This is a genomic window from Planococcus sp. S3-L1 (assembly GCF_030063085.1).
Classification (GTDB): Bacteria; Bacillota; Bacilli; order Bacillales_A; family Planococcaceae; genus Planococcus; species Planococcus kocurii.
Genome location: NZ_JASISN010000011.1, coordinates 25,908 through 43,024, shown reverse-complemented (window position 1 = coordinate 43,024; position 17,117 = coordinate 25,908). Strand labels below are relative to the sequence as shown.

At 40.7% G+C, this 17,117-nt stretch carries 16 protein-coding genes; 1 reads left to right on the top strand and 15 read right to left on the bottom strand.

Going from position 1 to position 17,117, the window contains the following annotated elements:
- Position 1 precedes the first annotated feature (1 nt).
- From lpdA to QMF37_RS11475, 5 genes are all read right to left on the bottom strand, one after another.
- Entirely contained in the window at positions 2-1,429 is a 1,428-nt protein-coding gene (gene lpdA, locus QMF37_RS11495) for a dihydrolipoyl dehydrogenase (protein ID WP_283478377.1), read from the bottom strand.
- Between the two features lie 64 nt (positions 1,430-1,493).
- On the bottom strand, positions 1,494-2,576 hold the full coding sequence (gene buk / locus QMF37_RS11490) for a butyrate kinase (RefSeq protein WP_071154015.1): 1,083 nt from the start codon (positions 2,574-2,576) through the stop codon (positions 1,494-1,496).
- A gap of 167 nt (positions 2,577-2,743) precedes the next feature.
- Positions 2,744-3,838: a Leu/Phe/Val dehydrogenase gene (locus tag QMF37_RS11485; RefSeq protein WP_058385492.1), complete on the bottom strand. Its 1,095-nt coding sequence runs from the start codon at positions 3,836-3,838 to the stop codon at positions 2,744-2,746.
- Between the two features lie 2 nt (positions 3,839-3,840).
- Positions 3,841-4,773 (bottom strand): phosphate butyryltransferase, encoded by a 933-nt coding sequence (yqiS, locus tag QMF37_RS11480; RefSeq protein WP_071154014.1) that lies wholly within the window; start codon positions 4,771-4,773, stop codon positions 3,841-3,843.
- 130 nt (positions 4,774-4,903) lie between these two features.
- Positions 4,904-6,952, bottom strand: coding sequence for a sigma-54 interaction domain-containing protein (locus QMF37_RS11475; protein WP_071154067.1), 2,049 nt, complete (start codon positions 6,950-6,952; stop codon positions 4,904-4,906).
- A 125-nt stretch (positions 6,953-7,077) separates the two neighbouring features.
- Here QMF37_RS11475 and QMF37_RS11470 point away from each other — a divergent pair, with 125 nt between their 5' ends.
- The gene (locus QMF37_RS11470; protein WP_058386914.1) at positions 7,078-7,311 is read left to right on the top strand and encodes a DUF2627 domain-containing protein; all 234 of its coding nucleotides are present in this window, start codon (positions 7,078-7,080) and stop codon (positions 7,309-7,311) included.
- Between the two features lie 11 nt (positions 7,312-7,322).
- Here QMF37_RS11470 and QMF37_RS11465 read toward each other — a convergent pair whose 3' ends face one another.
- The 10 genes from QMF37_RS11465 to xseA form a co-directional block, all read right to left on the bottom strand.
- Positions 7,323-8,057 (bottom strand): glycerophosphodiester phosphodiesterase, encoded by a 735-nt coding sequence (locus QMF37_RS11465; RefSeq protein ID WP_245830258.1) that lies wholly within the window; start codon positions 8,055-8,057, stop codon positions 7,323-7,325.
- A gap of 256 nt (positions 8,058-8,313) precedes the next feature.
- The gene (locus QMF37_RS11460) at positions 8,314-8,445 is read right to left on the bottom strand and encodes a hypothetical protein (protein ID WP_283478376.1); all 132 of its coding nucleotides are present in this window, start codon (positions 8,443-8,445) and stop codon (positions 8,314-8,316) included.
- 223 nt (positions 8,446-8,668) lie between these two features.
- On the bottom strand, positions 8,669-9,436 hold the full coding sequence (spo0A, locus tag QMF37_RS11455) for a sporulation transcription factor Spo0A (RefSeq protein WP_071154012.1): 768 nt from the start codon (positions 9,434-9,436) through the stop codon (positions 8,669-8,671).
- Between the two features lie 89 nt (positions 9,437-9,525).
- Entirely contained in the window at positions 9,526-11,223 is a 1,698-nt protein-coding gene (gene recN, locus QMF37_RS11450; protein ID WP_071154011.1) for a DNA repair protein RecN, read from the bottom strand.
- A 16-nt stretch (positions 11,224-11,239) separates the two neighbouring features.
- Positions 11,240-11,689, bottom strand: coding sequence for a transcriptional regulator AhrC/ArgR (gene ahrC / locus QMF37_RS11445; protein WP_058385497.1), 450 nt, complete (start codon positions 11,687-11,689; stop codon positions 11,240-11,242).
- A gap of 96 nt (positions 11,690-11,785) precedes the next feature.
- Positions 11,786-12,604, bottom strand: a complete 819-nt coding sequence (locus QMF37_RS11440) for a TlyA family RNA methyltransferase (RefSeq protein ID WP_283478386.1) — start codon at positions 12,602-12,604, stop codon at positions 11,786-11,788.
- Entirely contained in the window at positions 12,604-14,508 is a 1,905-nt protein-coding gene (dxs, locus tag QMF37_RS11435) for a 1-deoxy-D-xylulose-5-phosphate synthase (protein WP_071154066.1), read from the bottom strand. Before dxs ends, QMF37_RS11440 begins: the two co-directional genes overlap by 1 nt.
- Before the next feature lie 92 nt (positions 14,509-14,600).
- Positions 14,601-15,482, bottom strand: a complete 882-nt coding sequence (locus QMF37_RS11430; RefSeq protein ID WP_071154010.1) for a polyprenyl synthetase family protein — start codon at positions 15,480-15,482, stop codon at positions 14,601-14,603.
- Positions 15,479-15,715: an exodeoxyribonuclease VII small subunit gene (gene xseB, locus QMF37_RS11425; RefSeq protein ID WP_058385500.1), complete on the bottom strand. Its 237-nt coding sequence runs from the start codon at positions 15,713-15,715 to the stop codon at positions 15,479-15,481. The genes QMF37_RS11430 and xseB overlap by 4 nt, the downstream gene beginning before the upstream one ends.
- Positions 15,708-17,069 carry an exodeoxyribonuclease VII large subunit gene (gene xseA / locus QMF37_RS11420; protein WP_078080358.1) on the bottom strand — a complete coding sequence of 454 codons (1,362 nt, stop codon included), beginning with the start codon at positions 17,067-17,069 and terminating at the stop codon, positions 15,708-15,710. The genes xseB and xseA overlap by 8 nt, the downstream gene beginning before the upstream one ends.
- Positions 17,070-17,117 lie beyond the last annotated feature (48 nt).

Sequence of the window (17,117 nt, the reverse complement as noted above, 5' to 3'; positions counted from 1 at the left end):
TTTAACTGTGAATTGCTTTTCCATCAACTGCCAAAGCCGCTTCGCCTATTACTTCTGATAGTGTCGGGTGTGGATGAATTGTTTCAGCAATTTCCCACGGAGTTGCATCTAACACCATTGCAAGACCCGCTTCCGAAATCATATCGGTTACATGCGGCCCAATCATGTGCACGCCAAGTATGTCGTTCGTTTCTTTGTCTGCGATAATTTTAACGAAACCATCAGATTCCCCGTAAACCAATGCTTTACCAATTGCTTTGAACGAAAATTTACCAACTTTTACCTCATGACCTTTTTCTTTTGCCTGCTCTTCTGTAATACCAACACTTGCTGCTTCTGGATTGGAATAAATGCAACGTGACACTAAGTCATAGTTAATTGCATGTGGATTATTGCCTTTAATGTGCTCGATTGCCGTGATGCCTTCGTGTGAAGCAACGTGCGCTAATTGAAGACCACCAATGACATCACCAATTGCGTAAATATGAGATTCTTTCGTTTGGAAAGATTTCTTCACTTGAATAAACCCTTTTTCAACAATAATGTCCGTGTTTTCAATGCCAATATTTTCAACATTTGCTTGACGACCGACTGATACTAGCATTTTTTCAGCAGAAAAACTTTCGTTTTTGCCACTGATTTCTGCTTGAATGGTAACGCCATTTTCACCTGTTTCTAATGTATCTGCCATTACTTTTGCGCTTGTCACAAACTTAACGCCTTTTTTCTTCAAAAGTTTCAACATCTCTTTAGAGATATCTTTATCTTCTGTTGGAACGATACGGTCTGCATATTCAATAACAGTTACGTCCACACCAAAATCGTTAAGCATTGAAGCCCACTCGATACCAATAACACCCCCACCAACAATTAGAATCGATTGTGGTAAAGTTTCCATCTTCAAGGCTTCATCTGAAGTCATAACGAACTTGCCATCAACAGCTAATCCTGGCAAAGTACGCGGACGTGAACCTGTAGCGATAATAACATTATTAGGAATTAACATTTCATTTTCTTCACCATTGTTCATTTCAACAGAAATGGTTCCAGCATTTGGTGAGAAAATAGAAGGTCCAAGAATTCGACCGATACCCTCGTAGACATCAATTTTCCCTTTTTTCATCAATCCTTGCACGCCTGCATGCAATTGGTCGACGATGCCTTGTTTGCGTTGCTGAACACGTCCAAAGTCTAGTGTAACTTCACCTGTCTGAACACCAAAATCAGCTGCATGATTTTTAGTCGTCGAATAAACTTCTGCACTTCTAAGCAATGCTTTGCTCGGAATACAACCTCTATGTAAGCAAGTCCCACCCAGTTCACTCTTTTCAACGATTGCTGTTTTCAATCCAAGTTGCGCAGAGCGTATTGCTGCTACATAACCGCCGGTTCCACCGCCTAAAATAACAACATCATAATTTTGAGCCATAGCTGTATCCTCCTTTATCTGTTCTACCGTTATTCCAATTTCTTGCTACATTGTTGTCCACTACTTAAAACGGATAGACTTTTGCGCGTTCTTCTCCATTTAATACCCGTGCTGCACCTTCAGCTAATGCTTGAAGTTCGTTTTCACCGGGTTGAATTTCGACATCGGCAATCCAACTTACCCGTTCCGATATTAGTTCTACCAAGCTCTCGCCATATGCTAAGCCACCCGTTAAAATGATGGCATCTACTTGGCCTTTTAAGACCGCACTGATTGCGCCAATTTCTCGCGCAATTTGATACGCCATCGCGTGATAGATCAATTCGGCTTTTTTATCTCCCGAAACAATACGCTGCTCTACTTTGACCACATCACTTGTTCCCAAATAGGCGAATAACCCACTTTGTCTCACCAATTTCTTGATGATTTCTTGGTGGCTGTAATGTCCAGAAAAGCATAGTTCGACCAAATCGCCTGTTGGGACCGTTCCAGCACGTTCAGGACTAAACGGACCATCACCATGCAAACCGTTGTTGACATCAATAACGCGACCATTGTGATGAGCGCCAACTGTTATGCCATTTCCCATATGCGCAACAATTAAATTGACCTCTTCGTATCGACGTCCTCTTTTTTCAGCACATCGACGCGCAACCGCTTTTTGATTGAGAGCATGAAAGATAGATTTTCTTTTAATTGACGAAAATCCAGATACACGTGCAAGTGGCTCTAATTCGTCAACAACGACCGGATCTACTATAAATGCGGGTATATTCAGTGCATCCGCAATTTCAAATGCAATAATGCCACCTAGATTAGAAGCATGCTGTCCTGAGTACCCTACGCGTAAATCTTCTAGCATTCCACTGTTAACTTCATAAGTTCCACCTTCAATGGGACGTAATAACCCGCCCCTGCCACAAACTGCGGCTAAATTAGAAACATTCATACCCTCTTCGTCCAACGCTTCCAAAATCGTATTTTTTCTGAATAGATATTGGTCGTTAATACTGGAAAATTTACTTAGGTCTTCTGTGGTGTGGCGTATCATTTTTTCCATAATCAAAATATCATTATCGAAAACACCAATTTTTGTCGATGTAGAGGCAGGATTAATGGCCAGGATCCGATTCGACTGCCTTTGCACGTCGCTCCCTCATTTCTTCTTATACTAATAGATTTTTTCTTCCATCTCCGACAACCGACTTAACGAAGCAAGAAGCCAGGCGTAGTTTGCCTGACTTCTTACGGGAGCCATGCAGCATGCGGCTGAAACGGAATAGAAGAAAAAATTCTTTCGATTATTCTACTTTATTATCTTCTGCTTAAAATATTGTGTTCATTTCTAAGAAACTGAGTTCTTGAATTGCGAACGCGTTCGATTCGCTCTTCAGCCATGCGGTCTGCAGCGATGTAACTCGGTACGTTATCACGTTTAGAAATTGCATAAATTTTCGTGATGCTGTCATAAATTGTTTCAACGCGTTTCATCGCGCGTTCATTGTTGTAACCATATAATTCATCTGCAACGTTGATAACACCGCCTGAGTTAATAACAAAGTCAGGTGCATATACGATACCACGTGCTTCAAGCTCATCGCCGTGACGCTCTTCTTTTAATTGGTTGTTAGCAGAGCCAGCAACTACTTTTACTTTTAATTGAGGAATCGTATCATCGTTGATGATTGCGCCCATTGCACACGGTGCAAAAATATCTGCTTCTTGTGAGTAGATGTCATTTGGTGCAACTGCTGTTGCGCCGAATGCTTCTACTGCCCGATTTACAGCATCTTGGTTAATATCTGTAACGATTAATTTCGCACCTTCTTTGTGAAGATATTCGCAAAGTGGGTACGCGACGTTCCCAACACCTTGAACTGCAACTGTTTTGCCTTCTAAAGAATCGTCGCCAAATGCTTCTAAAGCCGCGGCTTTCATTCCAATATAAGCGCCGTATGCTGTAACAGGTGATGGATTACCTGAAGAACCAAATGCTGGCGAGATTCCTGTTACGAAATCTGTTTCTTCGTGGATTAAATCCATATCCGCAACAGTTGTTCCAACGTCTTCAGCAGTTATATAACGCCCGTTTAATCCTTGAATAAAACGTCCGAATGCACGGAACATTTCTTCGTTTTTGTCTTTCAATGGATCTCCGATAATAACTGTTTTTCCGCCACCCAAGTTAAGGCCTGCTGCAGCATTTTTGTAAGTCATTCCGCGAGCAAGACGAATGGCATCTTCAATCGCTTCTTCTTCTGTTGCATAATTCCACATGCGCGTACCGCCAAGTGCCGGTCCTAGAGTCGTGTCATGAATACAAATAATAGCTTTAAGGCCCGAGCTTTTATCTTGGCAAAATACTAATTGTTCGTAATCGTGTTGTTCCATTCTGTTGAAAATTTCCATTGTTAATTCCCCCTAGTAGATGTTCTTAGCGTTAATGATGAGCAAATGGCCAAAGCCAATGAATACAGTTTGCTGTCTGCACTATCAGCACGCGACGATAAAACAATTGGCGCTTTAGCACCAGCTACAATACTGCCGACTTTGGCATTTGCAAAAAAGACCAGCGATTTATACAGGATATTTCCGGATTCAATAGTTGGAACAAGTAAAATGTCGGCGTTTCCGGCATTGTTTCCTGCTATTCGCTTATGTTTGGCCGCATCTACTGATATCGCATTGTCGAGAGCAAATGGCCCGTCTACGATACAATTTTTGATTTGGCCACGCCGATTCATCGCAGTAAGCGCTGCAGCGTCTAGTGTCACTTGCATATTCGGATTAATTACTTCTACCCCCGCAAGTGGTGCAACGATTGGTAATTCTACACCTACTGAACGCGCGATTTGAACAGCATTTTGAATAATTTGTACTTTTTGAGGTAAATCAGGACTAATATTCATGCCTGCATCTGTCAAAAAAATCAACCGATCAAACCCGGCGACTTCAAAAACAGCTACATGAGACATGACCGAGCCCGTCCGCAGACCATAGGTTGGATTTAGTACGGCCTTTAACAGTACCGCTGTCGCAATCTGACCCTTCATCAAGATATCGGAATCATTCCTGAATACGGACTTTACAGCTTCTTGTGCAGCCATTTCCAAACTATCAACGTGACACAACTGAACTTTAGGGTGATTGAGCAGCTCAGGAAAATGCTCCCTTAGCATTGCTGTTATAGTCAATTCATTGTCGTATAGTTGGAAATGAGCCATATTGCGTTCGATAGCCATACTTACGGCTTTGAGAACGGACACATCAGCAGCAGCTGCAACAGCCACCGTATGATTAGACTCATCCGAAACCATCTCGAATAACTGATTTAATGTGGCCATTACCGCTCACCTCATTCTTCTTAATTAAAACAGAACAAATGGTCATATATAAGAGATGAAAGCGTTTTATTTGCTTTTTAGCACGTAAAACATTGCAATTAATTGCAAAACCCTGCAATAATTTGCAAAACTATTGCATTAACCCGTATTTCTCTAATTTGTAATACAAGGTTCGGAGAGAGATTTCTAATTGTTTTGCCGTTTTGGATTTATTGCCGTTAGCCTGTTTCAAAGCATGATGTAAAATTCCTCGTTCAACAGTATCCAATTGTTCTTGCAAAGGCATGGAGGATTGAATGAGTACTTCGTTTTTCGCTTCTGCAACTCGTAGCATACTAAGTGGGATGTGTTCTTCAGTTAATACACGGTCGTTCATCTGCATGAAGATCATCGAACGGCTCAGTACGTTTTCCAGTTCCCTGACATTACCTGGCCAATCATAGACACGCAAATACTGTAAGGCTTTGTCAGAAATCGATTCAACACTGCGCCCGTACTCCTGATTTAACTTCAACAATAGACGCCCAGTAATTCTCGGAATGTCTTGCTTTCGATTACGCAAAGGCGGAATTAAAATCGGCATCCTGTTTAACCGATAATACAAATCCTCACGAAACTTCCCTTCAAGCAATGCTTTTTCCATGTTTGCATTTGTCGACGCAATCACACGCACGTTAACAGGAATCGGTTTACTCCCACCTATACGCAAGGTTTCATGTTCTTGTAGTACACGTAGCAATTTACTTTGAAGCATCGATGACAATTCACCAATTTCATCTAAAAAGATACTGCCATTATTGGCTTCTTCAAACAATCCGCGCTTTTCTCCTGTTTTAATACCTGGAATGGCTCCTTCTTCATAACCGAAAAGTTCACTTTCTAACAGTTCCTCTGAAAGCGCAGCGCAATTGACGCGGACGAATTTGTTGTATTTCCGCTCACTAGCGCTGTGGATGGCGTGTGCGAATAATTCTTTACCAGTCCCCGACTCACCGCGCAATAATACGGTCACTAAAGTTTGTGCGGCTAATTTTGCTTGTTGAAGAGATAATTGCATTTCTGACGACAACCCGATGATGTCATCAAAGGTATACTTCGATTCCAGTGTACGAATAATACTTCGAGCACGATCTAGCTCTTTCATTAGGGAGCGAATTTCGGTCGTATCGTGAATGACGCCAACACTGCCTTTTAACTTATTGTCGACGATAATGGGTGCGACGTTAACAATAACTTCACGGTTTGACGGACCTACTTTTAAATTAACTCCGCGTACAGGCTTGCGTGTTTGCAGTGCTTTTAAGTGCATGCTTTCTCCTTCAGAGATATCTGCCGATGCCGGCTGACCGATAACATCCTTCATCTGCAAGCCAGTAATTCGTGTATACGCTGGATTTACAAGCAATCCATTGCCCTTTTCATCTACTACGGATATAGCATCATCACTCGACTGGATAATGGCTTCTAACATGGTCTGCACTTCTTTCAGATCTGTTATTTCTTCTGCTAACGCAACCACTTCCGTAATATCTTTAAACACCGCAAAGGCACCGATGATCTCTCCATCATCACCAATCATTGGGAACCGGGAAGTAACAATTCTCGAACCATTTTCTAACGGCAGTTCTTTGTTCAATTCGGTGCGACCCGTTTCGTAGATTCTTGGCAATTCACTCAAGGAAATAAATTCGTGAATATGCTTCCCGAGTGTTTCATCAACTGTCACTTCAAGCATTCGCGCTGCACTTTTATTGATAAATGTAATATGGCTTGTTTTATCAATACCAATCATGCCTTCTTCTATTGAATTGAAAATGATTTTTTCTCTACGACTTTCTTTACTTAACCGATTAATAAAATGCTCTTTTTCTTCCAACAAACGAACCAATACATTTGCAAGACTGCCAGGAACGATAACCGTCTTTTTCAAAAAATACGTTTTTAGCTCTTGATAAAAAGAATCACTTCCAGTGACATTAAAGACAATATCAATATCCGCTTTATTGAATTTCCGGTAATCCTCCGCAACCGAAATACCGTGAGACCGCGCAGTTAAAACAGCAGGCGCATCCATGTGTAAATCAACGACGCCATGTACGTCTAAATAATCCGTTTCAAGAAGAGTCTTTAAAATAGCAGATCCTCCAACACCACCGCCGACAATTAATACTGTTTGCAATTTCATTCAAACTCCCTTCCACCAATATGCAAGTAATTGCAATAATATTTTAAGCGTACATCAGGAAGGTTTTCTTGACAACTTTAATAGAATTAGAAACAATAGAAGCAGAAGGATGTGGAATTATGGGTCGTCTAGTGGCATTTATCATCTTGCTGATTCCTGGAATTATGGCGGCATATGGCATTAAATTAATGCGTGATACGTTATTTAATAAATTGCTCGAGCCTTTTCCGGCTCTTTGGCTCCAGTTTACATTCGGCACTCTTTTTGTCGTTCTAGGAATCGGTTTTTTTGCCGGATTTCTACTGAATCGCGATCGAAAAAAAGGGACCGTTTCAAAAAGATTCCAGAAATAAAAAAATTGCGTCTACCCAAAAAGGGGAGACGCAATTTTTCTTTTAACACGATCTGGGTAATTGGTAATAATACCAACCGTTTGTGAATTAAGTTGAGTGATAAGCGACTCCGACCCTAAAACTCCGTACAACCGAACTTTCTTGTCCAACTCTAGGACATCGGCCCATAAAGCTTTATTAAGAAGGCGTTTATGAAGATGAATACTGTCGACCCACTCCATTTCTTTCACGTAAGGCAGCTGTTTATTCTTTTTAATAATCAGAGCCATTTCAGTAGAAGGCATCAATTTCTTCATTTCTTCCAGCAATTGCGGATTAAACGAAGACAAATGGATATCCCTAATCCCTTCCAACATAGCTGCAAGAATTTGTGGTCCTTTTGGATTTTTCACAAATGATGCTTTTAACTCAACGTTCAATGGAATGTTCTTTTTTTTTGCCCATTGAAACACTTCATACGCTAATGGGATTTGATAATGCTGAAATGGACGTATCCATTTTTTGCCGACACGAAGATCTTTTATGTCTTCGTAAGCAAGTGCCTCAATATCCGCATTAAAACCAGTTAGTCGCCGCAAGTTGTCATCATGAAAGACAACAACAACGCCGTCTTTCGTAATTTGTACATCAAGCTCAATCCCAACACCAAATTCACAAGCCTTTAAAAAAGCGTCCCATGTATTTTCCAGTGCATATCCTGAAGCGCCTCGGTGTGCATACACTTTGACTTCAGACAATAAAATCATCCTCTTCCATTTCTGAAATCCACTAAACGAGTAAAACCGAATTTACTATCGATTCTACTAGCCGTTTCTTTGCAGTTCCATCACTATTTTATCATTTATTAGGGCAAACTAACAGCATTGCCGTTTTACTGACTTTTTTGGTTTTGCTGTTTTCGTATACTTCCTTATGTAAAAAAATACATTGTAAGCTTTAAAACAAAAAAACCGATGAATTAAAGTCTCATCGGTCGATTATCTATTGGATCATAGTAGGTTTTTAAAGCGACGCCATCGTAAAAAATGCAATCAACATGCTAACGCAATAAACACCATAAAAATACAGCCGGTCGGTGACAGTTCCTTCACCATTACCTAAAAAATAGTCATCAATTTGCCGAATCAATTGCAATTGCGCTCGCCTCTTTTCATTCCATTGATTTTCCGGTCTCGTCATTCTTAATCATTCAGAAAGTTCTCTTTTTTTTAAAACGATGTCTTATCCTTTTCCTTTATTGTGCTTTTTTTAAACCTACCAATTCACTCCAACAAACACCATAAATGTGCTTAGAATTAACTAAAAAAACTTCCCTACCGCCATTTTGGCGACAAGAAAGTTTCGATAAATTCTCCGATTATAAATCGTCTCGCATTTTCAGCTGCAAACTATCTGCGACCATTGCAATAAATTCCGAATTAGTTGGTTTTGATTCTAAATGCGCTACACTGTAGCCGAAAATTTTCGAGATATGATCGACCGTTTCATGACGATTCCAGACTTGCTCAATTGCATGGCGAATCGATCTTTCTACCCTCGACGACGTCGTGTCAAATTTAGTAGCAATTCCCGGATATAATACTTTAGTGACTTTATTTAATATTTCTGGTTGTTCCAGTACTAACGAAACGGCTTCTTTTAAATAAAGATAGCCTTTAAGATGAGGTGGAATCCCAATATCTTTCACCATATTCGTAATCAAATCATCTTTCGTTCGCTTGTCTTCAGTTTGCTTTGATCTACCAGTTCGTGCATTCATAATATGATTAATCTGGACTGCAAGGCGTTCTACCTCAAAAGGTTTCATAATAAAATAGGAAGCTCCGTACTCCGCAGCCTGGCTCATGATCGATTCCTGTCCAAAAGCAGACAGCATAATTACATCAATTCCCTGTAAATCTTCATTTTCTTTGATAGCGTCTAAAACAGCTATGCCGTCTAGATAAGGCATAATAATATCCAATAATAAGATATCAATTGTGTGATTTCGGAGCATTTCGATACAAGTTTTGCCGTTATAAGCAACTTTTACTACTTCCATGTTAGCTTGTGCATTTAAATAATCTTCCATCAGTCCGACCAATTCGCGATTATCATCTGCAATTGCGATTTTTATTTTTTTCATTCGACTCTCTCTCCTTGGTGACTGACTCTAGCAGGATTGTTTTTCTTCTTAATTGACTCTCTTTACCCTTACTGGCTGTCTTTATAACTTTATTTCATCAATAGTTTACGGTCTGCCGCGAGTGATAACAATTCTTCCGCATGTTGCAAAGTCAGATCTGTTATTTCAGCTCCTGACAGCATACGACTCATTTCTTCCGTTCGCTCTCTTCCATTAAGCTCGGTCACCGCAGTGGTTGTTCGTTGCTTGTCGACTTTTTTCTCAATAAACAAATGCTGATCTGCCATCGCCGCTACTTGAGGCAAATGGGAAATACAAAGCACTTGAGAATCGACTGAGATAGCAGCAATTTTCTCAGCAATAGCCTGAGCCACTCGACCGCTAACACCTGTATCCACTTCGTCGAATATAATGGAAGTTATGCCTTGATGCTTAGAGAAGATGGTTTTTAGTGCCAACATCATACGGGACAATTCCCCACCCGATGCTACTTTAGTTAAAGGTTTCAACGGTTCGCCAAGATTTGTTGAAATGTAAAAAGTAATTGCATCATGACCATGACGATCAAATCGACCGCTTGGCAACACGGTAAAGTTTACTTCAAACGATGCCTTTGCCATATGTAATTCTTTTAACTGCTCCATAATCGCTTTGCCTAGGCTTTTCGCTGCTTTTTTGCGAAGAATCGTTAACTCTTCCGCTTCCACACGCAAATCCTCAGTTAATTCTTTTAACTTTTCTTGATCTAATTGATAACGCTGATCTCGGTTAACCAATTTATCCAATTCATCTGTCTGCTTTTCATGATACAGCAAAATGTCTTCTACAGAAGTCCCGTATTTTCTTTTTAACGATTGAATAGCAGCTAAACGTTGCTCGATTTCATTTAATCTACCCGGATCGAATTCCATATCATCTAAAATCCGCTTGATTTCCGTACCGGTATCTTGGATTAAATAAAAAGCACCGGATAAAGTTTCAGAGGACCCTATAAAAGTTTCATCTACTGCTGCTGCATGTTCAAGTTCAGACATAGCGGATCCAATCCAATCCAGTCCTTTGCTTTCTCCTTGAATTGCTTCGTGCGCCGCAGAAATTGACTCGTATATCTTATTAAAATTTTGTAATTTTTTACGTTCTTGAATAAATTCCTCTTCTTCTCCTATAACCAACTCCGCTGCTTCGATTTCTTGCAGTTGGAAAGTCAATAAATCAATACGCTGTGCAATTTGCTGCTCATTTTCAGTATAAGAAGAAAACTCTCGCTTTAATTTTGTGTACTTATCAAATGTGTGGCTATAGCTTTCTTTTGACTTCGCTAAGCTTCTACCGGCAAACTGATCGAGCAAGTAAAGATGCTGTTTTTCATCCATCAATTCCTGTGTTTCGTGTTGGCCGTGAATATCAATTAGAGAAGCTCCAACTTCACGTAAAATAGAAATGGTAACGAGTTTACCATTTATTCGACAGACATTTTTGCCTTTATCATTTAATTCTCTGCGCAACAAAATATCGCCATCACTCCAAGTGATACCGAATTCCTCTAATCTGCGAAATACCGGGTGTTGTTCATTTTCTAATGAAAACAAGCCTTCGATTTCTGCCTTTTTAGCGCCATGACGAATAAATTCTTGGCTTCCTCGTCCACCTGCTAAAAGATGAACCGCATCGATAATAATGGATTTACCGGCTCCGGTTTCTCCAGTCAAAACAGTCAATCCTTCAGAAAAGCTAACTGTCAAAGCATCAATAATAGCAAAATTGCGTATATCTAACTCCCGAAGCATATCCGCTCACCTCTTCTTAAAGCATTTCGATTAAACGTTGTTTTAAAATTTCACGCTGTTCGGTATCTCGGCAAATAATAAGACATGTATCATCCCCACAAATTGTTCCAAGAATTTCTTCCCAGTCCAAATGATCAATGAGTGAGCCAATTGCATGAGCATTACCTGGCAAAGTTTTCATTACTAAGAAATGGCTAGCTCCGTCAATGCTAACAAAAGCATCTGTCAATGCACGATGCAGTTTTTGCATTGGGTTAAAACGTTGATCAGCTGGCAAACTGTATTTGTAACGCCCATCTTGAAGCGGTACTTTTACTAAATGCAATTCTTTTATATCACGTGAAACAGTTGCTTGTGTCACTTCATAGCCCGCTGATTTTAGTAGTTCTACCAACTCATCTTGTGTTTCAATTTCGCGATTTGATATAAGATCGCGTATTTTAATGTGACGCTGTCCTTTATTCATGTTGTGCCCCCTTGAATGAATAATTATTCCATATACCTAATATTCTAACTCTATTTCATACACAAGACAAGAAAACACATTCCTTTTGGAATGTGTTTATAGTAATTCATGTGCTGTCTTGACAGTTTCATCGATGGACTGCTCAGAAACCCCTGCTATATCAGTGCCTTCAATAGCCGATTGAAGGTGAAATAAAAATTCAATATTACCTTCTCCACCAGTAATCGGTGAGAACGACATGTTCTTCACATGAAAACCGGCTTCAACTGCAAATTTTCCGACTTTAACTAACACATCACGGTGTATTTGGGGGTCGCGAATAATGCCTTTTTTCCCAACATTTTCTCTACCTGCTTCAAATTGAGGTTTGACCAGTGCGATGACGTCGCCCCCTGGGACCAAAACTTGTTTTAACACAGGAAAAATAATGCGCAAAGAAATAAACGAGACATCAATTGTAGCAAATTCCGGCAGACCTTGATTAAAATCTTCTGGTTTGGAATGGCGGAAATTGACGCGTTCCATGACAGTCACACGCTCATCCTGCCTAATCTTCCATGCCAACTGATTGTAACCAACATCAAGTGCATAGCAGTGCTTAGCGCCGTTTTGAAGAGCGCAATCAGTGAAGCCCCCTGTTGAAGAGCCTATATCAAGCATCAGTTTGTCGGCAACTGATAAGTCAAACTTTTCTAAAGCTTTTTCAAGCTTTAAACCGCCTCGGCTAACATATTTCAAATCATTTCCTTTCATTTGCAAAGGAGATTCTACTGAAATTTTTTCACCAGGCTTATTCATGCGTTCAGATCCAGAATAGATAATACCAGCCATGATGGCTCGTTTTGCTTTTTCACGTGTTTCACAGATGCCTTGTTCAACCAACAAGACATCTATACGTTCTTTTTTGGGCTTGATCATAGAGGAATCGAACCTGCCTGCTTTTTGGCTTGCGCACGCTTGTTAATGACACGCACGACTTCATCGCTATTTAAATGAATTTCGTCCATAAGTTCAGCAACGTCTCCGTGTTCAATAAAGTGATCCGGAATTCCTAAACGGTCAATAATCGATCCGCGGTACTGGTTTTCTTGTACAAATTCTAACACGGCACTACCAAAGCCACCTTGAAGTACCGCTTCTTCGATCGTTACGACCGGAATGTCACGTTTAAAGACTTCGTGGAGCATTGCCTCGTCCATCGGTTTAATGAAACGTGCATTTACCACTTCCACCGAAATGCCTTGCTCGAGTAATTGTTCTGCTGCGCGCATAGCCATTGGAATGGTCGTACCGAACGTTAAGATGACAGCATCTGTTCCTTTTTGTAACACTTCCCACGAACCGATTGGCAACGCGTGAAGTTCTGTATCCATTGGTACACCTAAGCCGTTACCTCTTGGATAACGAAGCGCAATTGGGCCACCATTATAATCAATAGCAGTTTTCACCATATGCTGTCCTTCATTTTCGTCTTTTGGCATCATAATGACCATGTTCGGCAAATGACGTAAGAATGCAATATCGAAAACGCCTTGATGCGTTTCACCATCTGCTCCAACAAGACCTGAGCGATCAATTCCAATAAAGACATTTAAATTTTGACGACAAATATCATGAACGACTTGATCGTATGCACGTTGTAAGAACGTTGAATAAATCGCTAAGAATGGCTTCATGTCTTGTGTAGCAAGTCCAGCCGCCATCGTTGTCGCATGCTGTTCTGCAATTCCGACATCAAACATACGGTCAGGAAATTCAGAAGCGAATCCTTCTAATTTCGAACCAACTGGCATAGCCGGTGTAATTGCGACAATGCGCTCGTCTGTGCGTGCTAGTTTACGGACAGTTTCTGCTACCAAACCACTCCATGAAGGCGCTTTTGAAGATGATTTTACTAAATCACCAGTCTCCGTTTTATAAGGACCCGTACCATGCCATGTTCCAATTGTATCTTGTTCAGCAGGTAAAAAGCCTTTGCCTTTTTTCGTTATGACATGAAGTAAAACCGGTCCTTTGGTTTTCTTCGCGTAACGTAAGTTTTCTTCCAGTTCTTCTATGTCATGTCCATCAATTGGCCCTAAATACGTAAAGCCCATTTCTTCAAAGAACATTCCTGAAACTACTAAATATTTCAAAGAATCTTTTACGCGTTCAGCAGTTGCGGCTAATCTGCCACCGACTGCCGGTACTTTTTTTAGTAAATATTCCAAATCATCCTTGACTTTGTTGTACTTCCCAGCTGTTCTCATACGGCCAAGCATACTGTGCATTGCTCCAACATTTGGAGCAATAGACATTTCATTGTCATTTAAAATAACGATCATATCGGTCTTCGTATGACCAATGTGATTTAATGCTTCAAAAGCCATTCCACCGGTTAATGCTCCATCACCAATAATTGGAACTACATAATTGTCGGTTTTTTTGATATCACGAGCAGCTGCCATTCCCATTGCAGCTGATAGAGACGTCGAACTATGTCCAGTTTCCCATACGTCATGGTCGCTTTCATTGCGTTTCGGAAATCCACAAAGACCTTTAAATTGACGCAGTGTGTCAAATTGGCTAGCTCTTCCTGTTAAAATTTTGTGGACATATGACTGGTGCCCTACATCCCAAATAAATTTGTCTGATGGGCTATCGAATACTTTGTGTAGCGCAACCGTTAGTTCCACTACTCCAAGATTCGGACCAATATGCCCACCTGTTCTTGATAAATTCTCTATTAGAAACCGTCTTATATCTTCACTTAATACTTCAAGCTGTTTTGTGTTCAGCTCTTTTAAGAAAGATGGACCAGTAATCGATTGTAGATCCATTGCCATCACGCACCTTTTTTAAAATTTTCCTTCAGACTGTCTGTTCATATTATATCAGTCTACAGCGATTGTACAAACCAGAGCCTTAGAAATCAGCTTTTTCTTTGAACAATTAAGTCTGTCAGTTGTAACAGCAATGTTTTTTCTCCCATCAGCTTATCGAGTGAATTGATCGCTTCAGAAGCATGAAAGTCTAACTTTTCCTTTGCTTTTGGCAATGTCAATATGCCTGGATAGGTACTTTTATCGCTCGACTCGTCTTTTCCAGCAGTTTTTCCAAGTTCCTGAGAAGTTCCCGTAACATCTAGAATATCGTCTTGAATTTGGAACGCAAGCCCAAGATGCTGACCAAATTGACTGAGTGCTACCATTTCTTCGTTCGAAGCTTGTGCTAAAATACCACCCGCTAAAATGCTATACGTTAACAAAGCACCCGTTTTCAAGCGATGTACTTGCTCTAGTTCTTCAAGTGTTAGTTGTTTTTCTTCACCTTCAATATCTAATACTTGTCCGCCGACCATTCCTTCAGCCCCCGCAGAAACACTCATCAAATCAATTAAACGGACTTTATCATCACTTGAAACGTTCGACAACCTTGCAACAATACCGAAGCTATAAGTTAAAAGTGCATCTCCAGCAAGAATAGCTACAGCTTCTCCAAATACTTTATGGTTTGTTGGCATGCCCCGTCTTAAATCGTCATCATCCATACTTGGTAAATCGTCATGAATCAATGAATACGTATGAATCATTTCAATTGCAGCCGCTACTTTAAGTGCATCGGGATGTTCTTGTCCGCTTAACTCATGAAGAACTGCCAGCAAAAGAATTGGACGGATTCGTTTTCCTCCTGCTTGCAACGAATAATGCATCGACTCTCTTAGCGAATCGGGAATCGGCAATGATAAAATTAGTTGAGCCATTTCCTGTTGGATAAGTGGTTCGTAATGCGTACGAAATTCAGTTAAATTCATTTGGCATTCCCGCCCATTTCTATGTCGATTGGCACTTCCTTGCCGTCTTTCATCATTGTCACCAATTGACTTTCTGCATTCTGTAATTTATCGTGGCATACTTTTGACAGTTCCATCCCTTTTTGATAAAGGGTAAGCGCTTGTTCAAGTGGAACGTCTCCCTGTTCGAGTTGACGAACAATTTCCTCCAATTGTTCCATTGCATCGTTAAACATGATTTTCTTTTCAGCCATCGTTTACGTCTCCTTTACTTGCTGGATTTATTTCATTGACAGTTGCCTGGATCATACCGTCTTGCATTGCGATCGTCAAACTGTCACCTTTTTTTACCTGCGTTACACTTTTTACTACAGCTCCTTCTATATAAGGAATCGAATAGCCACGGTCCATAATCTTAAGTGGACTTAGCGCATCCAATGTCCGAATAGAAGAGGACAGCTGTTGCTGGCGATCTTTTAGCAATTGGTTTACTTGATAATCAAGCCTTCTCCCAAGTTCCGTTACATCTGTCTCCGACTGACGAATTTGTTGCAGGGGCATGCGCGACTTTAATCGGTGGTCGAACGTGCGGTATTGTTCTTTTGAACGACTCACATATTGTAAAGACTCACGCTGCAGAGAGTCCGTAGCCCGCTCTATACGTTCTATAAATGGACGGTATAGACGTTCTGGGTAAGCTAGTGGAAACGATGAAGTTAATCGTTCTAGCATTTTCTGTTGCTGGCTGATCGTGATAGAAACGGTCCGGTACATCCGACTGCGATAGCTTGATATTTTCTCAAGCAGCTCTGCCTGACTTGGTACGGCTAGTTCGGCAGCGGCAGTCGGTGTCGGTGCTCGTAGATCTGACACAAAATCAGCAATCGTAGTATCCGTTTCGTGACCAATGGCTGAGATAATAGGAATTTTCGAAGCGACAATAACACGCGCCACTGCTTCTTCGTTAAAAGCCCATAGATCCTCGATAGAACCGCCACCTCGACCAACGATTAAGACGTCATAATTGCTTGTATTGGCCGCCTGTATCGACTGAACTATGGATTGGACTGCACCTGCCCCTTGTACGAGTGTAGGATACAATACCACCTCTGCTAAAGGATAACGACGATGTAAGGTAATAATAATATCGCGCACAGCAGCTCCCGTCTGAGCGGTCACTACTGCAATTCTTTTCGGAAAACGCGGCAGTTGTTTTTTATGAAGTGCATCGAACAAGCCTTCTTTGGCTAGCTTTTCTTTTAATTGTTCAAAAGCTAAATAGTAATCACCAATGCCGTCTACTTGCATAGATTGTGCATACAATTGATATTGACCCGATGCTTCGTAAACTGAAACGTCTCCACGGATCAATACTGTCATGCCGCTTTCGGGCTTGAATTTAACAGACTTAGCACTTGCTGAAAACATGACGCCTGGTAATCGTGTGGCATTGTCTTTTAATGTGAAATAAATATGGCCGCTCGTATGGATTTTAACATTCGATAATTCACCTTTGACGTAAACATCGCGAAGATGTGGATCGGCATCAAACTTCTTTTTTATGTATTTGGTTAAGGCTTTGACACTTAAGTACGGGTCGGTTGACACACTTTCAACCCCTATCTGTGAATTTAAAAAGCTGTCTTTCTTTCGAAA

What these genes read in the sequence shown, in the direction of transcription:
- lpdA (WP_283478377.1), bottom strand. Translation starts at nt 1,429, where the DNA reads ATGGCTCAAAATTATGATGTTGTTATTTTAGGCGGTGGAACCGGCGGT.
- QMF37_RS11485 (WP_058385492.1), bottom strand. Translation starts at nt 3,838, where the DNA reads ATGGAAATTTTCAACAGAATGGAACAACACGATTACGAACAATTAGTA.
- yqiS (WP_071154014.1), bottom strand. Translation starts at nt 4,773, where the DNA reads ATGGCCACATTAAATCAGTTATTCGAGATGGTTTCGGATGAGTCTAAT.
- QMF37_RS11470 (WP_058386914.1), top strand. Translation starts at nt 7,078, where the DNA reads ATGGGTCGTCTAGTGGCATTTATCATCTTGCTGATTCCTGGAATTATG.
- QMF37_RS11465 (WP_245830258.1), bottom strand. Translation starts at nt 8,057, where the DNA reads ATGATTTTATTGTCTGAAGTCAAAGTGTATGCACACCGAGGCGCTTCA.
- spo0A (WP_071154012.1), bottom strand. Translation starts at nt 9,436, where the DNA reads ATGAAAAAAATAAAAATCGCAATTGCAGATGATAATCGCGAATTGGTC.
- recN (WP_071154011.1), bottom strand. Translation starts at nt 11,223, where the DNA reads ATGCTTCGGGAGTTAGATATACGCAATTTTGCTATTATTGATGCTTTG.
- ahrC (WP_058385497.1), bottom strand. Translation starts at nt 11,689, where the DNA reads ATGAATAAAGGACAGCGTCACATTAAAATACGCGATCTTATATCAAAT.
- dxs (WP_071154066.1), bottom strand. Translation starts at nt 14,508, where the DNA reads ATGGATCTACAATCGATTACTGGTCCATCTTTCTTAAAAGAGCTGAAC.
- QMF37_RS11430 (WP_071154010.1), bottom strand. Translation starts at nt 15,482, where the DNA reads ATGAATTTAACTGAATTTCGTACGCATTACGAACCACTTATCCAACAG.
- xseB (WP_058385500.1), bottom strand. Translation starts at nt 15,715, where the DNA reads ATGGCTGAAAAGAAAATCATGTTTAACGATGCAATGGAACAATTGGAG.